19 protein-coding genes are annotated in these 22,315 nt (G+C 65.3%); 7 read left to right on the top strand and 12 right to left on the bottom strand.

Annotated features, from left to right (window positions below):
- The first annotated feature begins 31 nt into the window (after positions 1 to 31).
- Positions 32 to 1,090 (top strand): NAD-dependent epimerase/dehydratase family protein, encoded by a 1,059-nt coding sequence (locus tag PTE31013_RS13795; protein WP_150613350.1) that lies wholly within the window; start codon positions 32 to 34, stop codon positions 1,088 to 1,090.
- On the opposite strand, the gene PTE31013_RS13790 is transcribed toward PTE31013_RS13795, so the two are convergent.
- From PTE31013_RS13790 to PTE31013_RS13775, 4 genes are all read right to left on the bottom strand, one after another.
- On the bottom strand, positions 1,035 to 2,999 hold the full coding sequence (locus PTE31013_RS13790; protein WP_150613349.1) for a feruloyl-CoA synthase: 1,965 nt from the start codon (positions 2,997 to 2,999) through the stop codon (positions 1,035 to 1,037). The genes PTE31013_RS13795 and PTE31013_RS13790 overlap by 56 nt on opposite strands.
- A gap of 62 nt (positions 3,000 to 3,061) precedes the next feature.
- On the bottom strand, positions 3,062 to 3,982 hold the full coding sequence (locus PTE31013_RS13785) for a beta-keto acid cleavage family enzyme (protein WP_150613348.1): 921 nt from the start codon (positions 3,980 to 3,982) through the stop codon (positions 3,062 to 3,064).
- Between the two features lie 101 nt (positions 3,983 to 4,083).
- Positions 4,084 to 5,022 carry a 3-hydroxyacyl-CoA dehydrogenase NAD-binding domain-containing protein gene (locus tag PTE31013_RS13780; protein WP_150613347.1) on the bottom strand — a complete coding sequence of 313 codons (939 nt, stop codon included), beginning with the start codon at positions 5,020 to 5,022 and terminating at the stop codon, positions 4,084 to 4,086.
- A 19-nt stretch (positions 5,023 to 5,041) separates the two neighbouring features.
- Positions 5,042 to 5,800 (bottom strand): crotonase/enoyl-CoA hydratase family protein, encoded by a 759-nt coding sequence (locus tag PTE31013_RS13775; protein WP_150613346.1) that lies wholly within the window; start codon positions 5,798 to 5,800, stop codon positions 5,042 to 5,044.
- A 223-nt stretch (positions 5,801 to 6,023) separates the two neighbouring features.
- Between PTE31013_RS13775 and PTE31013_RS13770 the strand changes: the two genes are divergently transcribed.
- Together PTE31013_RS13770 and PTE31013_RS13765 are read left to right on the top strand one after the other, a co-directional pair.
- Positions 6,024 to 6,941 (top strand): helix-turn-helix transcriptional regulator, encoded by a 918-nt coding sequence (locus PTE31013_RS13770; protein ID WP_246174472.1) that lies wholly within the window; start codon positions 6,024 to 6,026, stop codon positions 6,939 to 6,941.
- A gap of 186 nt (positions 6,942 to 7,127) precedes the next feature.
- Positions 7,128 to 7,913 carry an FRG domain-containing protein gene (locus tag PTE31013_RS13765; RefSeq protein ID WP_150613345.1) on the top strand — a complete coding sequence of 262 codons (786 nt, stop codon included), beginning with the start codon at positions 7,128 to 7,130 and terminating at the stop codon, positions 7,911 to 7,913.
- Between the two features lie 25 nt (positions 7,914 to 7,938).
- On the opposite strand, the gene PTE31013_RS13760 is transcribed toward PTE31013_RS13765, so the two are convergent.
- The 3 genes from PTE31013_RS13760 to PTE31013_RS13750 form a co-directional block, all read right to left on the bottom strand.
- Complete coding sequence (locus tag PTE31013_RS13760) at positions 7,939 to 9,315, bottom strand: bifunctional diguanylate cyclase/phosphodiesterase (protein WP_174978563.1); 1,377 nt, start codon at positions 9,313 to 9,315, stop codon at positions 7,939 to 7,941.
- 152 nt (positions 9,316 to 9,467) lie between these two features.
- Complete coding sequence (locus PTE31013_RS13755) at positions 9,468 to 9,716, bottom strand: hypothetical protein (RefSeq protein WP_150613343.1); 249 nt, start codon at positions 9,714 to 9,716, stop codon at positions 9,468 to 9,470.
- A gap of 385 nt (positions 9,717 to 10,101) precedes the next feature.
- Complete coding sequence (locus PTE31013_RS13750) at positions 10,102 to 11,763, bottom strand: methyl-accepting chemotaxis protein (protein WP_150613342.1); 1,662 nt, start codon at positions 11,761 to 11,763, stop codon at positions 10,102 to 10,104.
- A 411-nt stretch (positions 11,764 to 12,174) separates the two neighbouring features.
- Between PTE31013_RS13750 and PTE31013_RS13745 the strand changes: the two genes are divergently transcribed.
- Positions 12,175 to 13,101 (top strand): LysR family transcriptional regulator, encoded by a 927-nt coding sequence (locus PTE31013_RS13745; protein WP_150613341.1) that lies wholly within the window; start codon positions 12,175 to 12,177, stop codon positions 13,099 to 13,101.
- Between the two features lie 262 nt (positions 13,102 to 13,363).
- Entirely contained in the window at positions 13,364 to 14,632 is a 1,269-nt protein-coding gene (locus PTE31013_RS13740) for a YbfB/YjiJ family MFS transporter (protein WP_150613340.1), read from the top strand.
- A gap of 10 nt (positions 14,633 to 14,642) precedes the next feature.
- On the opposite strand, the gene PTE31013_RS13735 is transcribed toward PTE31013_RS13740, so the two are convergent.
- The 3 genes from PTE31013_RS13735 to PTE31013_RS13725 form a co-directional block, all read right to left on the bottom strand.
- Complete coding sequence (locus PTE31013_RS13735; RefSeq protein ID WP_150613339.1) at positions 14,643 to 15,515, bottom strand: helix-turn-helix domain-containing protein; 873 nt, start codon at positions 15,513 to 15,515, stop codon at positions 14,643 to 14,645.
- 117 nt (positions 15,516 to 15,632) lie between these two features.
- Positions 15,633 to 16,439, bottom strand: a complete 807-nt coding sequence (tam, locus tag PTE31013_RS13730; protein WP_174978562.1) for a trans-aconitate 2-methyltransferase — start codon at positions 16,437 to 16,439, stop codon at positions 15,633 to 15,635.
- 209 nt (positions 16,440 to 16,648) lie between these two features.
- Entirely contained in the window at positions 16,649 to 17,509 is an 861-nt protein-coding gene (locus PTE31013_RS13725) for a M23 family metallopeptidase (RefSeq protein WP_150613337.1), read from the bottom strand.
- Between the two features lie 250 nt (positions 17,510 to 17,759).
- Between PTE31013_RS13725 and PTE31013_RS13720 the strand changes: the two genes are divergently transcribed.
- Both PTE31013_RS13720 and PTE31013_RS13715 read left to right on the top strand, forming a co-directional pair.
- Positions 17,760 to 18,440 carry a phosphatase PAP2 family protein gene (locus PTE31013_RS13720; RefSeq protein ID WP_150613336.1) on the top strand — a complete coding sequence of 227 codons (681 nt, stop codon included), beginning with the start codon at positions 17,760 to 17,762 and terminating at the stop codon, positions 18,438 to 18,440.
- A 215-nt stretch (positions 18,441 to 18,655) separates the two neighbouring features.
- The gene (locus PTE31013_RS13715) at positions 18,656 to 20,638 is read left to right on the top strand and encodes a PHA/PHB synthase family protein (RefSeq protein WP_246174470.1); all 1,983 of its coding nucleotides are present in this window, start codon (positions 18,656 to 18,658) and stop codon (positions 20,636 to 20,638) included.
- On the opposite strand, the gene PTE31013_RS13710 is transcribed toward PTE31013_RS13715, so the two are convergent.
- Both PTE31013_RS13710 and phbB read right to left on the bottom strand, forming a co-directional pair.
- Positions 20,620 to 21,213 (bottom strand): phasin family protein, encoded by a 594-nt coding sequence (locus tag PTE31013_RS13710; protein ID WP_150613335.1) that lies wholly within the window; start codon positions 21,211 to 21,213, stop codon positions 20,620 to 20,622. The two genes, PTE31013_RS13715 and PTE31013_RS13710, sit on opposite strands and share 19 nt — an antisense overlap.
- Before the next feature lie 38 nt (positions 21,214 to 21,251).
- Complete coding sequence (gene phbB / locus PTE31013_RS13705) at positions 21,252 to 21,995, bottom strand: acetoacetyl-CoA reductase (RefSeq protein WP_150613334.1); 744 nt, start codon at positions 21,993 to 21,995, stop codon at positions 21,252 to 21,254.
- Positions 21,996 to 22,315 lie beyond the last annotated feature (320 nt).

Below are 22,315 nucleotides of genomic sequence, written 5' to 3'. Positions count from 1 at the left end.
ACCTGACCGACAACATTCAAGGAGCAGCATCATGGCCCACGGGTCCCCACACAACGTGTCTCGCGCGCTGGTACTCGGCGCGACCGGCGGCATCGGCGGCGAAGTCGCACGTCAACTGCTCGCCGCCGGCTGGCACGTGCGCGCCATGCGTCGCGGCGGTGCCCCGCATGCCGTCGCGTCGCACGTCGACATCGAATGGCTCGACGGCGACGCCATGCAGACGAGCGACGTGCTCGCGGCGGCGCGCGACTGCGAGGTGATCGTGCACGCCGTCAATCCGCCCGGATATCGCCACTGGGATACGCAAGTGCTACCGATGCTCGAGAACACCCTGACGGCCGCCACGATGTATGGTGCCACCATTGTCCTGCCTGGCACGGTGTACAACTACGGTCCCGAGACCTTCCCCGTCCTGCGGGATGACGCACCGCAACGGCCGCGCACACGCAAGGGACGCATCCGCGCGACGATGGAAGCCCGTCTGCACGACGCTAGCCGCAATGGCGTGCGCACGATCATCGTGCGCGCGGGCGACTTCTTCGGCCCGCAGACGCGCAATAGCTGGTTCGCGCAGGGGTTGGTGAAGCCGGGTAGGACGACGCGTGTCGTCCGGGTGCCCAACGCGCGCGGCGTGGGCCATCAATGGTCCTATCTGCCCGACGTCGGCCGCGCGATGGTCATGCTTATCGAGCGCCGTCGCTCCCTCGACGCGTTCGCCAACTTCCACATGGCCGGCCATTGGGACGCCGACGGCACCGGAATGGCCGCCGCGATCACGCGCGTCATGGCGCGACACGGCGTCGACGTCAAGACGCGGCGATTCCCGTGGTGGCTCGTGTGGGCGGCATCGCCCTTCGTCACGACGCTGCGCGAGCTGCGTGAAATGCGTTACCTGTGGAAGCAACCGGTGCGCATGGATAACACGGCACTCGTCGCGACCCTGGGGCTGGAGCCTCACACGCCGCTGGATGTCGCAATAGGTGCCACGCTCGATGGGCTCGGTTGCTTGCCGGGTGGGCCACCCGCGGGACAGATCAGTCAGCGCGACCGCGACCGAGCAGGCGTGAGATGCGCCGGGCAGCGTCAGTGAGCGCCGCCGCCGTTTGCGAATTCGGATGCGCTGGCAAATGGATGACCGACGCGCAGTCCGAATAGAGGCGAGCCACGTCGTCGGCGCGCAAGGTCAGCACGGCGCGCTGATTGATGTACCCCTTGTCGGTGATCTCCCCTTGCTCGAGCGACGGCGGCGACGCCAGGATCACGGCGCGCCCGGCCCGTTGCGACGTGCCCGCGTCCTGCGCCATTTGCACGAGCGCCTGGGTTACGAACGCGCGAATTTCGTCGTGCAGCGCCATCGCCGTTCCCATGTGCGCCGCGTCGACCGGTGCCGCCTTGGCACACATCGCCGGGCTCGGGAAGATCAACAACCCGATCTCGCCGCGGTCGTGCCCCGCGATCACGACATCCGACGCGTACGGGGCCAGCGCGCTCACGGCCCGCAAACGCAACGCCCCAACCGACACCCATGTCCCGCTCGTCAGCTTGAAATCTTCCGAGACGCGACCGTCGAACATCACGCCCGCGCCCGGATTGTCCGGATCGCACAATCGGCCCGCATCGCCGGTGCGGTAGAACCCCTCCTCGTCGAACGCGGCAGCCGTCGCCTCCGGGTCGCCGGCGTAGCGCCGAAACACCGACGGGCCACGCACGCGCATCTCCAGCTTGTCGCCACTGGGCACGAACTTCAGTTCGTTGCCCGGCGCCGGCACGCCAACATTGCCAGCGCCAGGAATCGGAAAATGCACACTGGTGATCAGGGGCGACGTCTCCGTTGTCCCCCAGGCTGACGTGAAAAACGGCATCGTGTCGCCATGCCGCGACGCCAGTCGTTCGAATCGCTGCCACACGGCGGGCGGCAGACTCGCCGCCGCATAGAACAACACTTGAAGACGGTCGAAGAAGCGCGCAGCAAACGCGTCGTCCGCTTCAAGGAACGGCGCGAGCGCCTCGAATCCCTTGGGCACGTTGAAGTGCAGCGTGGGTGACACGTCGCGAAGATTCTCGACCGAGCGCCCGATCAACTCGGGCACCGGTCGGCCATCGTCGACGTAGAACGCACCGCCGTTGCGCAGTGCCATATGGAAGTTGTGATTGGCGCCGAACGTGTGGCTCCACGGCAGCCAATCGACGATCACCGGGGCCGCCTCGTCGATGAAATGCCAGCATTGTGCAATCATCTGCTGGTTCGCGGCGAGCATCCCGTGCGTGTTGACGACAATCTTCGGCTTTCCCGTCGACCCGGACGTCAGCAGCAGCTTCGCCGTGTCTTCCGGACGCACGCTGGCAAACGCCGCGTCCAGCGCAGGCGATGCCGCCGTGGCGGTGAGCGCTTCGAACGGCAACTGGCCGGGCCCGACGTTGTGCGTCGCGACAATCGGACACCGGATGGGCGCCCCCGCCAGCGCGCGTTCATACGCCTCGCCATCTTCCACGTACACGAGCGCCGGGTCGAGACGCGCCAGAATGCCGTGCAGTTTTCCCATGTCCTTCGCCACGCGCGAATAGGCCGACGACACCGTGGCAGTCTGACGCCCCGCCATCATCGCGCCGAGCACCAGCAGCGCGTGGTTGACGCTGTTGTCCGACAGGATCACCACCGGCCGATCCCGGGGCACGTCGAGGTCGAGCAGTGCCTGACCGATGCCACGCGTCGCGCTCAGGGCGTCCCGATATGTCACCCGACGCCAGAGATCGCCCGCGAACGCGCCCGCCCCGGGGGGATGCCGTTGCGCGACGAACACCGCATCGGGCGTGCGCTCGGCCCATTGCACGAGCCAATCGGCCGGACTGCGCGCGAACGCGCCCAGCGGGGCACGCGAGCGAATCACGAAACTGCCGTCGGCACGGATCTCGCGCGAGATGTCCGGTTTGGCCAGCCGGCGCGCACCGGCCGCAGCACACGGGAACGCGGAACGGTGAGCCAAACGCTTTGCCGCCATGTGACGTGTCTCCTTGTCTTTTCGTTGTTGGGGCGATATCGCTTGCAATACACACGCCAGGATCAACGCACCGCGAACTCCGGCAACACTTCGCGATTGCGGGGCAAGCCCATGATGTCGCGGGCCTCGGCCGGCGTCGCCGGCTCGTAGCCCATCTCGCGCACGAGCCGCACCACGCGCTCCGTCAGTTGCTGGTTCGTTGCCGGCACGCCCTGCGCGTAATACAGGTTGTCTTCGAGGCCGACGCGGACGTGCCCGCCCAGCAGCAACGAATTCATGGCCGACGGCAGTTGTGCTGGGCCGATACCGCTCACGCAGAAAATGCTTCCCTTGGGCAGGAGATCGACCATCGACTGCAACACTCGCGGCGTGTATGGCATGGCGTTCTGAAAGCCCCGATGCACGCCGAGCACGAGGTTGACGAAGAACGGCTCGTCGTCGAAGCCCGCGGCGGTGAGCGTGGCGAGGTCCTGTACGATGTGGGTCGGGCTGAAAACCTCCCACTCTGGCTTGATGCCGCGCTTTTTCATCTCGATGGCGAGATGTTTCGAGCGCTCCGGCGACGTATGCATGAGCAGTTCGCGGCCCCCGAAGCTCGCGATGATCGTGGTGGCATCGAGCGTGCACATCTCGGCACCGGCATCCATGCCCTTGAGCCGCTCTTCCCAGAGGATTTCCCAGTAGCCGTTGTCGGCCTGGCCGATCATGTCGCCGTGCACGCCGCCGCCCGTCGAGTTGTTGATCACGATGTCGCATTTGTCGCGAATGCGGCGGTTGATGTCGCGATAGATCGCCGGGTCGCAGGTGGCACCGTCGTCGCCGGGGCGACGCGCATGAACCGCCACGACGCTCGCGCCCGCGTTGTAGCAGTCGTAGACGTCGCGCGCGATCTCGTCGGGCTGGGTGGGCAGATGAGGGTTCTGCGATTTGTGCGCCATACCGCCCGTCGGCGCGATGGTCACGATGACTTTCGGTTTGTTCATGCCGATCTCCTCCCGGCGTCCCGGCATGCGGGGCGTCGAGTCAATGGATGGTTGGATGCCAGGCGCGGGCGCGCTTGCAACGACGCCCGCGCCCGCGAGGACTAAGCCTTGTCCGCGAGAATCGCGAGGATGACGGCGTCGCGCTGGGCTTCAAGCTGCGCGTTGCCTCGTCCGGCCAGTTCGGCGTCGACACCGGCGGTGATGCGCGCCTTGAGATCGTCCGTCAACACCGGTTCGCCGAGATCGGCCCACCACGATTCAATGGGCGGGCCGAGATGCTCCAGCAGATGGGCGATACCGCCTGCGCCGCCCGACAGATGCAGGTTCAGGAACGGCCCGAGTGCCGCCCAGCGCAAGCCCGGACCGTAGGCGATCGCGTCGTCGACGTCGGCTACCGAGGCCACGCCGGTGTCGACCAGATGAATCGCCTCACGCCAAAGCGCCGCCTGCAGCCGGTTCGCGATGTGCCCCTTGACCTCCTTCTTCACATGGATCGCCCGTTTGCCAATGTCTCGGTAGAACTGCATCGCCGTGTCGATGGCGGCCTGCGACGATCGCTCGCCGCCGATGACCTCGACGAGCGGGATCAAATGCGGCGGATTGAACGGATGTCCAAGCACCACACGCTCCGGATGGGTGCACACCGACTGCACGCGACTCATCAGCAGTCCCGACGAGCTCGATGCGATCACGACGGACGCTGGCAAGGCGGCGTCCATCTTGCGAAAGAGGTCCTGCTTGAGGTCCTCGCGCTCGGGACCGCTCTCCTGCACGAAGTCCGCGCCGGCCAACGCGGCGTCGAGCGTGTCGTGAAACGTCAGCGCGTCGCGCGAGGCACCCGCCGTCAGACCGATCCGGATCAGCGTCGGCCAGTGCGCTTCGATCGCCTCGTGCAAGCGCTCGCGCGCGCCCGGCGCCGGATCCCAGGCGCTCACGCGCAGACCACGCGCCAGGAAGTAAGCCGCCCAACTGGCGCCGATGACGCCCGTGCCGATGACGGCGATCTGCTCGATGTTGTCGTATTTCACATTCGTCTCCATAGGGATGGGGGCGGAGGGGCTAACGTGCCGCCCGCCCCAAAAAGCGTTCCATGCGCTCGCGCGCTTCGGGTGTCGCAAGCATCAACGCGCTCGTGACCGACTCGGTAAACAGTCCGTCGGCCATCGACATATCATGAATGCGCGAAAGCGCGTGAATCGTCGCCCAGTTCGACAGCGGGCTATTGGCCGCCGTCTCGCGGGCCAGCCGCGTGGCGAGCGCCAGCCCCTCGCCCGCTTCCGTCAAATAGTGCCCAAGGCCAAGACGCTCACCGTCGAGCGCGTCATAGCGACGGCCCGTGAGCATCATCTCCGTCATGCGATCCGGCCCGAGAATGCGCGCGACACGCACCGACGCCCCGCCACCCACGAAGATGCCACGCTTGCCTTCTGGCAACTGAAAGAATGCGCTGCGCTCGATGACACGCACATGGGCGGCGAGCGCCAGTTCCAACCCACCGCCAATCACGGCGCCGTGGAGCACGGCAACCACGGGGCGGCCGCTGAACTGGATCTCGTGGAACGCCTTGTGCCAGCGCTGGGAGACACGCAGCACGTCGATGGGATCGCGCGTGCTGTTCTCGGACAGATCCAGCCCGGCGCAGAAGTGCTCGCCCGCGCCGCTCAGGACGACGGCGCGTACGCTGTCGTCGAAATCGCGAAATGCGGCCTCGAGCGAGTCGATGGCGGCATCGCAGAGTGCGTTACGCTTGTCAGCGCGGTCCAGGGTCACGAAAGCGATGCCGTCTTCGACGCGCACACACAAGTGGGGATAAGTCATCGTCTGCATTGGCTCCAAAAGGTAGAAAGTATCTTATAAGATATTTTTCAACTTGCGCACATTGTGCAATGCAGTTCAGGGTTAACAGGGATACATTCCTTTATCGCGCAGTTTAGTGCATATACTCGTGGAATATCGCCGAAGCGGCGCAGAACCTGATTCACGCCCGAGATATCTCATAGTATATTTACGAGAAACGCCCCCTACATTCCTTATTCGAAAGATGACGAAACCGCCTGCCGACATCCACGCCCGCGATCCGGCCGAGGACGCCGAGGCCGGTGCCTCGTCGCACCTCGCGTCGTTGGCGCGGCAGGTGCGCACGCTGCGCGCGCAGCGCGGCATGACGCGCAAGCAGCTCGCCGTGCAATCAAGTGTGTCGCTGCCCTATCTTGCCCGGGTAGAAGCCGGCGCCGGCAACGTCTCGCTGGCCGTCCTGCACAAGCTTGCCGGCGCACTGAACGTCGGCGTGGAGGCGCTCGTGACCGAGCGCAATGCTTGCGAAGGCGATCTACTCATCCTTGTCGAATACCTTCGTCAACAACCGCCAGACGTCCTCGCTCGCCTGCGCCGTCAACTCGTCGCGCCGGGTGCGGCCGACGTGCGCCGCACCGGGCAGCGCATTGCCCTCATCGGTTTGCGCGGCGCGGGCAAGTCGACCCTCGGCCCGGCGCTGGCACAGGCCATCGGTGCACCCTTCATCGAGCTGGACAAGGAAGTCGAGCGCGAGGCGGGCATCGCCATCGGCGAAGTCATCACGCTCTACGGACAAGCCGCCATGCGCCGAATCGAGCGCAAGTGCATCGAGCGGATCATCGCGACGCACGATCATGTCGTGCTCGCCACCGGCGGCGGGATCGTCTCGGAAGCGCCCACGTACGAGCGCGTGCTCCGCGCGTTTCGCACGGTGTGGCTGCGCGCTCGCCCCGAGGTTCACTTCCAGCGCGTGATGCAGCAAAACGACGCGCGCATCGCCACCGAGGCGCTGCGCAATGAGGCGCTTGACCACATCCATCGCATGCTCGATGCACGCGAGTCGCTCTACCGACTGGCCGACATCACGCTCGATACCTCCGACATCACGCCCGACGCCGCGCTCGCGGCACTCACGCACGATCTGTCTCCCGCGCGCGCCGCGTGAATGCCCCGGCAGGTCGCATTGCGGAGCGCGCGTTGACGGGCGGTAGACGCATTCCCCGCACGCGCGCTTGAGCTGTCACACACGACGTACTATAGTGGCCGACGCCATGGCATCGCTCGCGGTGCCATGGCCCCCTCACCCAACGGCATTGTGGCGTTGCCCGCCCAATCAAGGATTTCGCCCACCATGGACACCACCGTCGTCGAGAGCTGGAAGGATTTCATGGAATTGTCCTCCCGCTTCGAAGGCTGGGCCTTTCGCGGGCAGCCGGACGCGCGCTGGCATCTGCAGAGTTCGCTCTCGCGGTATCTGCACGCCTATGTGGCGGACAAGGATCAGTGGCGCAGCCGTGAGGCACGCGCGATCCGCATCTTCCGGCGCAAGGCGCACAACCATGTGCCCTGGCCCGACCTGCTGCACGATGACCTGCGCTGCCTCGGACTGATGCAGCACCATGGTGCCCCCACCCGGCTGCTGGATTTCACGAAATCACCGTTCGTCGCCGCGTTCTTCGCACTGGAGCGCGCGACGACCGATTCGGCCATTTTCGCGCTCAACACCCCCGCGCTGTACGACGACCGCGCGCGTCCTCGCCACGCGCCCTGGCTCACCCGTGACACGATCGATCCACGCGTCAAGGGGAACATGGCGAAGTACTTTCTCGGCAACGACAACGAGGTGGTCTGGTTCGGCGAGCCGGAAGAAATGGACGGCCGCCTGATCGCCCAGTCCGGCACATTCGTGGTGCCGGGCGTGATCGACCGTCCGATGCATCGCATCCTCGATGGCTATGAGAGCGACGAACCGCTGCTGCGCAAGATCGTCCTGCCACTGGCGCTGCGCGCGGACGCGATGAAATGGCTGTATCGGATGAACATCACGAACGCATCACTGTTCCCCGATCTGGACGGGCTCGCCCGCTCGATTGCCGTCGAAATCGAAATGGTCTGGCCGACGCAGACGCTGGGATGAGTGGCGCGGGTTCGCCACGCGCGCGTCAGATCAGACGCTGCAAGAAGCTCGCCCCGCCGGATTTACGCTCGGACTTGTTCGCGTACATGCGCCGGTCGGCCACGCGGATGAGTTCGCTCATCGATTCGCCATCGTCGGGGAACACCGCCACGCCAACACTCACGCGTACGCTCAGGCTCGCATCGTTGACGGAGATGACCTGCTCGATCTCGGCGCGCAGGCGCGTGACCGCAACGTCGATCCGCTCCACGACCTCCGCATCCTGAACAATCGCGACGAACTCGTCGCCCGAGTGACGGGCCACGAAGCCGCATCCCGTGACCCCGGTCTTCATGCGCTGGCCGATCTCCTTGAGCAGCAAGTCGCCGACCGCATGCCCCAGGCTGTCGTTCACCCCCTTGAAGCCGTCGATATCGGCGAATAGGAACGCCAGTTTCCCATTGGTGCGCTGTGCGCGGCGCACGGCCTCCCTCGCGAACTCGCCAAACGTGCGGCGGTTCGGCAGTCCGGTTAATTCATCGAATCGCGCCGCCTGGTAGAGATCGTCGATCAGTTGCTTTCGCTCGATGGCCAACGCAGTCTGGTCGCAGACGAACGCCAGCAGCCGTTGTGCGGCCTCGGCCCGCAACGCGCTGGCCGGGCCATAGAGCATGAGCGTGCCCACCGCACGCCGCGCCGTATGCATCGGCAGAACCGCCAACACCTGCGTGCCGGTCTCCACAGGAGCACCTGGCACCAACGGCTCGGCGCGCACGTGCGGGACCGATTGGCCCGCCCCATCGACGGGGACGGCTTCGATCCGGTGCCAAAAGGGTCTTTTCGCTTGCGTGGCCTGCGTCGAGAGGTGCTGGGCCTGCCGCCAGTCGAGCACGGGGACGTCGCCGCTGTCGCGGTACTGGTATGCCTTCTCCCACGCCGCCAACTCGGCATCGCAGGTGGCCACAACAATGGCATCGATCGGGAACAGCGTGGACAGCGTGTCGTGGACCGCCTTGCAGAGGGAGCGAACATCGGCGGCATCGTGGGCCGCTTCGGAAATCGAGTATGTGGCGCGCTGCAACGCTTCGGCCTGCTTCTTGGCCGACACATCGCGTGCCACGCCAATGCGCAGTCCATGGTCCTCCGACCAACGGGCAGACCACATGATGTGGACGTAATGGCCGTCCTTGTGAATATAACGATTCTCGAAACCGATCCGCGGCAGTCCCGCCATCACGAACTTCGACTCTTCTATCGTACGCTCGCGGTCTTCTTTCGCCACGAAGTCGATCATCGAGCGCCCCAGCAATTCCTGTGGCGAGTAGCCGAGAATGGACTCACAGGCCGGACTCACATAGACGAGAGCGCCGGCCTTGTCGACGAGAAACACGGCGTCGAGCAGCAACGCCATACAACTTGCCAAGACATCTTTTGTTACGAATTCCATGTATTTCGGACGGACACGAAGCCTCCGCGCAGTATAAGGCAATCTCAATATGTGAATATTTCATCACCTTGACGACGCAACACTTGCGATCGCTTCCCGCCGCACAATCAACTACGGCCCTGCATCACTCAAAAAATCAGTTGCCTAACCCACCCAGGTGTCGCGATGTTCGCCGCACATTCCGCCCGAACCTTCTGGCACGCCATGTCGTATTCACTGCGAAGCAGCTTGATTCTCGCCACGACGAGACGCCGGAATGTCAACTCGCGTTCGCTGAATCCCACCCGGTCCTCATATCTCGTGCCGTCGGGCAGGGCACCCCGGATTTCGTAATACGTCACCCCGTCACGCGCATATTTCACGACTTTGGCCGCCATCTTGCTCCAGTATGTTCAGTGTTCCCCGCCCCAGTGTGCCCGTAATGTATTTTGTATTTCCGGGGTATGAGAGCGATTGTCACTTGATGGATTCAAATTGGCAACCTCGACAGTATGCCTCGTGGCGCTCACACCACGTAGCATTCAAGGCGATCCGACGAGCGAAAAACGTTAATTCACGATTGAATGTATTGGATATCGAATTAATGAATTCTTTTAAATCGCTGCGCGCGGATACCGAACCCAGGCGCTGGCGGATCGTTCGCGCGTGCCGCTCGTGCCGCGCGACATTCCGTGCCGCACGGGCCCAACGCTAACGCTGGTGACGCCGCAATGCGCGCGGCGGCCATCAAGCGCCGGGAGGCGCCTGATGCGCTGCCCGGGCTCAGGCGGCCGCGCGATGTCCGCGTGGCATCGTCATGTCGCTATCGCCGCGGGACAGCACACGCCCCGCCAACACAACCCTCGGCGCACTCGGCGTCATGCCGGGGTGCGCGCTGCCGTCGCGTTCCACGCGGAACTTCGCGGTTTCGTTGACCAGTTCAGCCGCCTGCTGACGCAGGTGGTCCGCCGCGGCTGCGGCCTGCTCAACGAGCGCGGCGTTTTGCTGCGTCACCTGATCCATTTGCGTGACGGCCTGCCCCACCTGCTCGATGCCGCGCGCCTGGTCGTCGCTCGCCGCGGCGATCTCGGCGATCAGCTCGCTCACACGCCGCACCGATACGACGATCTGATCCATGGTGCGACCGGCGACTTCCACGCGCGAGGTACCGTCCTCGACCTGCTGCACCGACGCCGCGATCAGTTCGCGAATGTCCTTGGCGGTACCCGCCGAGCGCTGGGCGAGCGTGCGCACTTCCCCGGCCACCACCGCGAAGCCGCGGCCCTGCTCGCCCGCGCGCGCCGCTTCCACAGCCGCGTTGAGCGCGAGAATATTGGTCTGGAACGCAATGCCTTCGATGGCCTTGATCATGTCGCTCATGCGCGCCGACGCGCTGGCCATCGCCTGCATCGTCTCGACGACGGCCCGCACGCTCTGCGCCCCCGCATCCGCCACATCGGTCGCCTCATGCGAGAGGCGTCGCGCCTCCATCGCATGTTCGACGTTCTGACGCACGGTCGAGGTCAGCTCTTCCATCGATGCCGCGGTTTCTTCGAGCGATGCGGCCTGCTCTTCGGTGCGTTGCGACAGGTCGGTATTGCCCTGCGCAATTTCGCGTGCGGCGTTGTCGATGGCGCCCGACGCACCCTGAATGTTGCGCACGAGATGGCCGAGTTGTTCGACGGCCATGTCGAGCGCACTCGCCATCTGGCCCATCTCGTCGGCGCGCTCGGCATTCACGCGATGCGTCAGATCGCCGCGTGCGAGCGCCGACGCGCCCTCCACGGCGGCGCGCACGGGACGCGTGACCGAGCGCGTAATCGTCACTGCCGACACTACGGAAAGCCCGACCGACGCCAGCATCGTCGCCAGCAACCAGAGTCGCGCCGACGCGTACGCGGCGTTCGCATCATCGGCCTCCTTCGCGCTAACCACCTTGCCGACCTCCATCAGGCTGTCGAGCGGGGTGAAGTACGCTACCTGGGCCTTTTGCAGCGGCCCAACCAGTTCCGTCTTGGCTTGCGCGTAGTCACCGGCGCGAACGAGTGCCACGACGGCATCGAGCCGCTTTCCATAGTCTGCGTTCGTGTCGGCCAACGTGCGGTAAAGCGCCTTGCCCTTTTCGGTGTAGAAGATCGTCGCCATACCGGCGATGCTCTTGTTGTTGGCTTGGCGCAGTTCGTCGATCTTGGCCAGACGGGCATCGAGCTGCGAGTTGTCTTCGGACATCACGATATCGCGCAGGAGCACGGCAACGTGCGCCGCCCGGTCCTTCAAGCCGTGAAATTCAAGAATCTTGCTGTTCAGGTCGGAAACGATGAGTTGGGTATTGGTATCCATCGTCGCCATCTTCGTCACGGCCACCACGGCCACGACCAACAGCATGATCACATTGACGGAAAAGGCGGCGGCGAGCCGTTTGCTGATACTCAGGTTCTTGAACATTGCCTTGCGCGCATTAAGCGATTCGTCCTGCGGTGTCGTCGTCCCAGCCCGCTGCCGGCAAGCCTGGCAGGCCAGTGTCTCTCTCAGTACCTCTGAGGAGATTTAACGAGTCTTTTCGACAAAACTTGAGCCGCCACGCGACGAAATTGCATAATCGTCAGCTTGCGCCGTTCAGACAAGCGCCCACCGGCGCATGCATGCACCAAAACGGCGCAGCTAACGCACGTCAGCCCGGCAATGTTCATGGCTCACCGCCCCCCAGGGTGCGTTGACAGGCATCACGCGATGATGTCTGAAGCCAGCGGGAAATCCGCCCGCCATGGTCGCCACGCTGCTGTGTTTAAGGGTAATCTTGTGCACCGGCGCATCCCGGGGGCCGCACTGCGCCCTCTGCCCTTTCCCTCCTCTGTCATGGACCGAATCGACGCCATGAAAGTCTTCGTCGCCATCGTCGACGAAGGAAGCCTTGCCGGTGCGGCCCGACGCCTCGGGCGCTCGGCCGCCGCCGTAAGCCGCGCCATCGGCTATCTCGAAGCGCATACCGGCACGGCGCTGCTTCACCGAACGACGCGTGCTGTCAAGCTGAGCGTTGCAGGCGAGCGCTACGCTGCTGCGTGCCGTCGCATCCTGCTCGATCTGGATGAAGCCGACGTGATCGCCGCCGGAGAACGCTCCGCCCCGCGTGGGCTGCTTACCGTCTCCGCACCGTTTGCCGCCGGAGAGACGTTCCTGCGCGAGATCGTGGACGCCTTTATCGAACGCTATCCCGACGTCGTCGTACGCGTGCACTTGAGCGACCTGCCCGTGAGCCTGATCGACGAGGGCGTCGACATCGCGATGCGCGTCGCCCATCTACCCGACTCTTCGCTTGTGGCCACACACGTCGGCCAGGTTCGGCGCATTGTTGCTGCCTCTCCGGCCTATCTGGCGGCCCATGGTCCCATCGAGACGCCCGCCGATCTCGCGAAACACCAGATCGTCTCCATGACGTACTTCGGCATCGATTCGTGGCGATTCCCGGCCACGGGACGCAGTTCCGTGCCTCAGGTCGTACAATTCACACCGCGGTTGATCGTCAATTCGATTCGGGCCGCCATTGCCTCGGTCGTCGCGGGACACGGCGTGGCGCGCATGTTGACGTATCACGTCGTCGACGACATGGAGCGCGGCACGCTGCGCATCGTTTTGCAGGACTATGAACACCCGCCCATGCCGGTTCACGTCATCACGCCGCAAGGACGGCTGGCGGTGCCCAAAGTGCGCGCCTTTGTCGATTTCGCGGTGCCGCGTCTGCGCAAACATTTCGCGCGCGTGCACAAGCTGGCGAGCCAGGCTTGACGCCGACACCACGCGGAGCGCTTGCCACCTCGCCGCGAAGCGCGCCCTGCGGCGATTGCCAGCCTTATTGCCAGCCCTATTGCCAGCGCGATCGACGCATCGATCGCCCCGCGATTCCCACAGTCATTGTTACGCCGCGCGGAAGAATGATCTCCGGGACATGGGCGTTCTCCGGCAGGCCGCAGCGACCTACACTACCGCCATCGCTCGTCTGAAACGCGCCGGCTTAAGCCGGGGTCAGCGCAGCGCTCCCGGAGTCATCATGTCCAATGCAGTTCCCGGCGGCCTGACAGTGGCCGCCTTCAACGCGTGGCGGGCCACGCTTTCGGCCGCCTGCGCCAGCCTCATCGGCATCGGCTTTGCCCGTTTCGCCTATACCGCGCTGCTGCCCGCGATCATCGGTGCGCATTGGTTCGCGCCTGCCACAGCGGCTTACCTCGGCGCGGCCAACCTCGGCGGATATCTGGCCGGCGCATTGGGCGCGCGGGTACTCGCCCGCCGTGCCGCGAACGTCACGATCCTGCGCGCCATGATGCTGCTCGCGGTCGCTGCCTTCTTCGCGTGTGCGTGGCCCATCTCGTTCGCCTGGTTCTTCGGCTGGCGCTTTGCGTCCGGCTTTGCCGGCGGCGTGCTGATGGTCACGGCTGCGCCGTCGGTCCTCGCGCACGTGAGCGCCTCGCGACGCGGTATCGTCAGCGGCGCGATCTTCGCGGGCGTCGGCCTGGGCATCGCCGCGTCGGGTACGCTCGTGCCACTGTTGCTGCGGCAAGGCCTCGCGCAGACGTGGATCGGTCTAGGCATGCTTTCGCTCGTGCTGACGGCGATCGCGTGGCGCGGCTGGCCCGCCAACCCCGCAGTTGCCGCGAGTCCGGGAACCACGGTTCACCCGGAACACCGGCCGGACAGCCCACTCGCGCTGCGCTCGCTCTATGTCGAGTACGCACTGAATGCCGTTGCGTTGGTGCCGCACATGATTTTCCTCGTCGACTACGTTGCACGTGGCCTGGGCAAGGGCCTCGACGCGGGCGCCAACTATTGGGTGCTGTACGGACTGGGGGCGATCGTCGGGCCGGTTTTCACCGGGCATCTCGCCGACAGGATCGGTTTTGCACGGGCCCTGCGCGTCGCATATGTCGCACAGATGTGCGCCGTCGTGCTTCCAGCACTTGGCCTCGGCCTGCCCGCCCTGATCGTCTCGAGCATCGTCATGGGGGCGTTCACACCGGGAATCGTGCCGCTCGTGCTCGGGCGCGCGAACGAGCTGCTCGCCCACCATCCTGCCTCGCAGAAGGCGGCCTGGAGCACTGCGACGACCAGCTTTGCCACGTTGCAGGCCGGTGCCGCCTATGGACTGTCATTCCTGTTCGCGGCCACGTCGGGCAACTATTCGCTGCTGTTCCTCGTGGGCGGCGCGGCAATGGCGATCGGGTTGCTGGTCAACGTGAGCAGCGCTCGCCTCGCGCGTGCGCGTCGCACTCAATGCCATGCTGCGTCGAACGCTACGGTGGCGCCACATGCGTCGCGTCGATAGGCCGGCGCGGTCATGACCTCGGCCCCGCGCGCCACTTCCCGGGCGACACGCCGAACGCGCGCCGGAAGTAGCGGGTGAAGTGAGACAGATCGTTAAAGCCTTGCGCCACCGCAACGTCAGTCGCCGATGCCCCCGCGCGCAACGCGGGCAAGGCGCGCACCAGACGCAACTGATTGCGCCAGGCATGCGGGGCGAGGCCAGTCTCGCGCGAGAATAACCGTGCCGCGTGAAATGGCGACAGATCGACGGCCTCGGCCAGGGCCGTCAACGACAACGACTCGGTGAGATCGTCCGAGAGCCGCGCCTTCATGGTCTCGACGCGCACCGTATCGCGAAGCGGCGGCATCGCTGGCGCCCGCGCCTGCGCGTAACGCACCAGCATGATCGACACCGCCTCGATCAGTACGCTTTCGGCCAGCAACGGGTCGGCGCCGGTCTGTAGCAGACGATGCGCCGCCGTCAACCGCTGCGCCGCCTCGGTGTCGCGAATGACGTGCTCGCCGAACCATGGCTGGGCACCGCCTGGCATCGTCAGCCCACCCGACGCGTGCGTCACCTGATGCTGCACACCCTGAACAAAGCCGACAGGCAAGTAGAACACGCGATAGCGCCACCCGAAATCCGTTTCGCGCGCCCCGGTATGCACTTCGCCCGGGTGGATGACGGCCACGGAACCGGCATCCGCCACGTGCTCGCCGCCCCGGTAGGCGTAGCGTTCGGCCCCCTCCACAATGCACGCGAACGTGTACGCGTCGTGCCAATGCGGCGCGAAGGCGTGGTCGTTGTATTCGGCCGTGAGCATGTCACCACCGGGGACGAGCGACGAGCGCCAGTACTGGGGAGCGTTGCGAAACGGCTGAATCGGCGAGGGCGGGACGGTCATGCCCGCTACTTTACACCGGGCGTCGGACGGTTCGCCGCCCACTGGACACCGCTCACGCGCGCCCTTCGTCAGCGCGGAATCCCCTGCGAACGTGATCCCGGCGGCCGATCGACCGCTTCAGCGAGTCGCAACGACGAAGAGTCGAGGGAACGGCAACAATACCGTGCCGTCGGCCAGCGCCGGATATGCCTGGGCGATCTCGTCCGTGTAACGCGAGAGGAAAGCCGCTTGCGACGCGGGGTCGAGCTTCGCGAGGAACGGCCGCAACGCGCTGCCCTTGAACCACTCTACGACCGCCTGCGCTCCGCCCGCGAGCGGGTGATAGTACGTGGTACGCCAGATATCGACGCGCGAGCATAGCGCTCGCAGCAGCGGATAGTAGAACGTCGCCCCATGACGCGCCGTACGCTCCACGCCTTTGAGCGCCGCGGCCCAACGCGCATCGGCCGCGACTTCGCGCATCAGCCGGTGCGCCGGTTCGTCAAGATTGTCGGGGGTCTGCACAGCCAGCGAACCGCCGGGCGCGAGACAACTCACCAGACGCGGGTAGAGCGTCTCGTGATCCGGCAACCATTGCAAGGCGGCATTGGCGAGAATCACGTCGAACGGGCCATCCGTCCACGTCGCGATGTCGGCCAGGACAAACCGGCATTGCGGTAGTCGCGCGCGCGCCGCGTCGACCATGTCCTGCGAACTGTCCAGCCCGAGCACCTCGGCCTGCGCAAAACGAGTGGCAAGCACTCCCGTCGAATTGCCGGGGCCGCAGCCGATGTCGACCACGCGCGCGACACCGCGATCGGCCAGGGGCGGAATGGCGGCCACGAGATCGCGCACGGGACGCGTGCGCTCGTCTTCGAACTTGACGTATTGTTCGGCCTGCCACGCAGGATTCACCGGGGCATGCAACGAGGGCGCTTGCGGCATGGAGCTCTCCATAAGGGGACCGGCCTAACGCAATACGATATCAGGTCGCCGCCAGCCATGCCTGCACGAACACGCGCAGATGCGACGGCTCGGCGCCGGTGATCGTCCAGTCCGATATGAGTGAACACGACGAGCTTCGGGAACGCCGTTGTCCGTCATATGCGTGCCGATGTCATTTTATTCCCGGAAGATTCGCGTCGACGTGTGCCTCAGAGCGGCGAGTATTGCCATCGAGCCGCCGCCCCGACCCCGCCGTGCAGATGCCACGACTTCACGCCATTGAGCACACCCAGGCACGCGTTGGCGGTGGCAACGGACGATTCGCTCATCCTGGCCGTGCGGCGCAGCAATGGGCGCGGATCGGCCGGGATACCCTGCCGGCGCAGTTCAAAATGCAGATGCGGGCCCGTAACCATTCCCGTTTTGCCGACCGCACCGATGACATGGCCCGCCGTCACCGTCTCGCCAACGCGTAGCCCGCGCGCCGTGGCGGACAAATGAGCGTAGATCGTCTCGCTATCGTGTCGGTGCGCGATCACGATATAACGCCCGAAGCCCCGGCGCTCGTAGCCGATGGTCTTCACAACCCCTTTTGCCACCGCGCGCACCGGTGTGCCGGTCGGCGCGACGAGATCGATGCCGGTGTGCCGATGCTTGACGCGTCGCACCGGGTGGTAGCGCGTGCCGAAATCCGATGAAATCCGTGAATAGCTCACTGGCATGACGAGGGGCTTTGCCGAGCGCACCGTCATGGGCATGGCATCAAGCGACGTTGCCTTGCCACAGACGGCGTGGCGCAACGCCACGACGGCCTGAGGGGATGACGCGTCGGCCAACGGGCGCGGCGGCGCGGACGAGAAGGTAAATGACGGTGTCAGACGCGGGTGCAGACGCAGCGTGTCGGCCATGCCGCCGGCGTCGGCCATCGCAGTCAGCGGCGCAGCCACGCACAGCCAGACCCACGCCGCGAGCCAGCGGGATCGGCGACCTTCGCCCTGCCCCCGCAGGTCTTGCGCGCCGCCGCCCAACGCGGCGCACTTGCGCTTGGAGGAGGGAGAAGAGAAAGACATCGCTCGAGAAATCTGTTCGAAAACGACGCAGTCTACGGGGCATCATTGCAATAATTGACGGGAAACCTCGCAAAAATCCCACCAACCCCACGCAAAACGACGTCATTTGGGCGTTTGCCCGGCGCGGCACCTTCATCCGACGTCGTGTGCCTGAGCCAAACGACGCCGCCCTGTGTTCACCCCATCGAGGCGCGCGTAAGATAGCGCTTTCGCCCGAAGCCCTCTGCCCGCGGGCCGTACTTCACCCGTCATGTCTAGCCTCTGGATTACGATTACCAATTTCGGCGGTGCCGCCGTGACGGTGCCCGCCGCTGCCGCCCTCACCCTCTGGTTACTCTCGGCCCGTGCGTGGCGCATGGCGTTCACCTGGGTCGCCCTGTTTACAGTCGGTGCGCTTGTCGTGGCGGCCTCCAAGGTCATGTTCCTTGGCTGGGGCCTCGGGGTGCGCGAACTCGATTTCACCGGCGTGAGCGGCCATACCATGCTCGCCGCCACCGTGTACCCGGTCATCGCGTGGTTGCTTCTGCGCCACCTTGCGTGGCCGTGGCGCGTGCTCGGCATGATCGCCGCCGCCGCGGGTAGCGTGGCGGTGGGAGCGTCGCGCGTCGCCCTCTCGGCGCACTCGGTTTCTGAGACGGTGGCCGGCTGTGTCGTGGGCTTCGCCGTCTGCGCCGCCTTTGCCTGGCGTACGCGTCGCGACGCCACGCCCAACCTCAAGACCCTGCCGATGGCGGCGAGTCTGTTCGTCCTCGTGATGTGGCTGCATGGTGAGCGCGTACCGACGCAACGCTGGATCACCCACATCGCGCTCACGCTATCCGGACGCGAGCACCCGTTCCGTCGCATCAGCTGGCATGCGCGAAAGCCGGCTCCCGTGTCGGTGACTCCCGCTCCCCTGCCCGGCGCTTCGACGCCAGTCCCGGCACGATGATCCGCATGCGCGGGCCGTCGTAACGTCCGCGCGCAATTTGTCGCAGATCACGGTCCGGGTATGACGTCTGCGTTATATTTGCCGAAAGGCCCGATGACGTATCGATGTCACGGCACGCGGGGGCGTTGCCCATGGCCACCGTCCCGTTTTGCTGCTCATTTTTTTGTCCACGGCGCACGCTCGCACGACCGTGGCAAGCCAGAACGGAGTCCACCATGCCGGCTCGCAGCGCCAAGACGTCCGCATCGCAATCGTCCCCATCTGCATCGGCTTCGCGCTCGCGCGGCGCGCCCAAGACTGCCGATCCGCCGACGCGCCGTGCCACGCCGCCCGGTCCGATGCCGGCCGCCATCGCGCGCCATGCGCCTCCCACGGTCAGCAGCACACCTGCGTCCGCCAAGACACCCGAGGTTGCACTCCCGTCGTCCGCGACCTCGTTTACCGACAGCCTGGATCGGGTCGCGATGGCCGCGACCGCACGCTTTACCGGCAATGTCTCGCCCGCTGCGGTAGCGCTCGCGTGGGCCGACTGGGCCATGCACGCCGCGACGGCGCCTGGGCATCAGCTCAACGTCTTCAAAGCCTTCGCGGCCATCGACAAGCCGACGTCCAGCCATCGGGCAAAGGCCGGCGGCCCGCCCGTCGCCGACCGGCGTTTTCGCGATCCACTGTGGGATCAACTCCCGTTCGCGTGGTGGCGCGAACGTTTCCTGCGAACGGAGGATTTCGTCGACACGATGACCGGCGAGATCCCAGGCGTCGATCGGCATCACCGAGACGTGGTGCGATTCATGGCGAGGCAATGGCTCGACATGTTCTCGCCAAGCAACTTCTGGTACCTGAATCCGGAAGTCATCAGCGCCGTTCGTGACACCCAGGGACAAAATCTCGTCAACGGTGCGCAACGCTGGTGGTCTGATCTGCACGACATGGCGGCTGGCAACGCGCCGGGGGCGGGGCCGGAGGCGTGCAAGGCATTTTGCGTCGGCCACGACATCGCCGCCACGCCCGGCAAGGTCGTCTATCGCAACGCGTACTTCGAATTGCTGCAATATGCCCCGCCGCAGACGCAGACGCAGACGCAGACGTGGCGCGAGCCGATTCTCATCGTGCCGTCGTGGCTGCTGAAGTACTACATCCTCGACCTGGAAGCGCAGCATTCGCTCGTGCGCTATCTGGTGGCGCAGGGCCATAACGTCTTCATGATGTCGTGGCACAACGCCGGGCCGACGGCCCGAGGCCGAGGGCTGGACGACTACCTGAACGCCGGCCTGCTGACCGCCCTGCGGGAGGTGCGTCGCCTGACGGACAACGCACCCGTGCACGCCTGCGGTTATTGCCTCGGTGGCACACTGCTCGCCATCGCGGCGGCGGCGCTTGCACGCGAGACCCCGGAAGGCAGTGCGCCCGGGAGCGGGGACGCCAGCGGGGGCGGGAACGGACGTCGGGCCGAGCGCGACATGCTCGCCAGCGTGACCCTGCTGGCCGCCCAATCCGACTTCAGCGAGCCGGGCGAATTGGGACTGTTTATCGACGCCAGTCAGGTGGCCTATCTTGAAGCGATGATGTGGCGCCAGGGCTTCATCAGTGGCGAGCAGCTCGCGGGCACCTTCCAGTTGCTCAATTCGCGCGATCTGATCTGGTCGCGGCTCATGCACGACTACCTGCTCGGCAAACCGGCGCAGACCACCGACTTCACGGTGTGGAATGCCGACACCACGCGGATACCCGCGCGGCTGCACAGCGAGTGTCTGCGCGAGTTGTATCTGAACAATGCGTTGGCGACGGGCACGCTCAAGGTCGGCGGGCTACCGGTCGCGCTGGCGGATATTCGCGTACCGATGTTCGTGGTGGCGACCGAACGCGACCACATCTCCCCGTGGCGCTCCGTCTACAAGATGCATCTGCTCTACAACGGCGATCTGACGTTTGCGCTCGTCTCAGGCGGGCACAACGTGGGGGTCGTCTGTGAGCCAGGGCATCCGACCAGTCACCATCGGGTCGCCACGCGCGCGGCAGGCGCGGCGTATCGCGATGCTGACGAATGGTTCACCGCCACGCCGGCCAGACCAAGCTCCTGGTGGCCGGCATGGCAGGCGTGGCTGCTGGCACAGGGCAGCGGCAGATCGATCGCCACTGACTGGCCGCCAGCGAACTCGCTGTGCGATGCGCCCGGCGCTTACGTGCTTGAGCGCTGAGCCGGCGCGTTGCCGCGCTTGGGCGGTACGCGGCCGTTGAGCGGCGACTGATGCGCGACGGCTGCCTCGGTCGCCTGTGCGGCCTGCGTCGACATGCGCCGCCAGGCATCCATCGTGCCCAGCGTGGCATCGTTGAATGCCTGGAACCACTTCTGCAACGGCGCTTCGGCCACCTTGGCGGTATCGCCGGACATCGTTCCCGCACCGATCAGATCGGGCATCGTCATCGCACCGGCCATCCCGTGCTGCAGTTCTTCGCCCGTCTTGCGCAAATGCTCGGTCCAGAGCAGTTGGTTGTTCGCGCAAAGCGCAAGCCACTCGCGCCAGAACTCGTTCTGTTGCGCGAGTTGGCCATTGAGCAACTGCAGGTGCGCCGTCAGCAACGCATTGAAGTCCTTCGCGCCGCCGAGCGACTTGGCCGCGTCCGCGTGCGCCTTGAGCAACTCGGTATCGCGCGCTGCCTGCAACTGGTGCATGTGTTGCGCGGATTCCAGCAGAATGCCGTAGGCGCCCAACGCGCTTGCGGTGCCGAGTTTGACCAGCGTCAGTGCCGGATTCGTTTCCTTTGACATCATGACTCTCCTGAGTAAGTGGTTGGCAGCATCGCTGCGAGTCACTCCATGTGCATGCCACCGTTGATGGCAAGGTTGCTGCCGGTGACGAAACCGGCGTCGTCCGATACGAGAAAGGCCACGAGGGCGGCCACCTCTTCGGGGCGCCCCAACCGGCCGACCGGAATCTGCGGAAGGATGCGCGATTCGAGCACGTCCTGGGGGACGGCCGTGACCATCTTCGTGGCAAGATAGCCTGGCGAGATCGTGTTGACGGTGACCCCCGCCTTGGCGACTTCCAGCGCCAGCGACTTGGTGAACCCGTGCATGCCGGCCTTCGCCGCGGCGTAGTTCGCTTGTCCAAACGCACCACGACTGCCATTGACCGACGAGATGTTGATAATGCGGCCCCAGCCGCGCGCGACCATGCCGCCAAAGATCGGCCGGGTCATGTTGAATACGCTATCGAGGTTCGTGCGCAATACCAACTGCCAATCTTCGGACGTCATCTTGCGCAGGGTGGCGTCTCGCGTAATGCCCGCGTTATTGATCAGGATGTCCACTGGGCCGGTGTCGGATTCGACGGCTTTCGCACAGGCCTCGCATGACGTGAAGTCGGCAACGTCGACACGATACGCCGCAAACGCCCGGCCGGTGTCGCGCATGCGTTCGACCCAGCCTTCGCAGTCATGGTTATGCGGCGAGCAGGTCACCGCAACCCGATATCCGGCATCGGCCAGGCGCAGGCTGATTGCCTCACCCAAACCGCCCATGCCGCCTGTGACCAAAGCAATGCGTGTTGTCATGGTTATCCGTCTCCGGTGAACGTCGATCGCGAAACGTCAGATCTCTACAGCATAGCCGCGAACCCCCGTCTTGCCGTCGCGCCCGGCCGCCGAGCACGCCCTTGGGTTGACATGGGTCAAACTTGGACGCCGATGTCGCATCGCTCGCGCGAATGGAAGGCTCGCCACCGTGCGCTGTTGTCGCGGCGCGCACCGCATCGACTGCGTCTGAGCATCGGGAGCCAGCCATGACGCAACACAAATGACGCAGACTTCGGTCATGTTCCGGGACCACCAAATAGGCATCGTACTCCAAATTAATTCGGCGGTTAGCGTTTCCC

The organism is Pandoraea terrigena (assembly GCF_902459705.1).
In the GTDB taxonomy this organism is placed as follows: domain Bacteria; phylum Pseudomonadota; class Gammaproteobacteria; order Burkholderiales; family Burkholderiaceae; genus Pandoraea; species Pandoraea terrigena.
The sequence above is the reverse complement of the archived record's forward strand: the minus strand, read 5'-3'. Positions and strand labels throughout refer to the sequence as shown.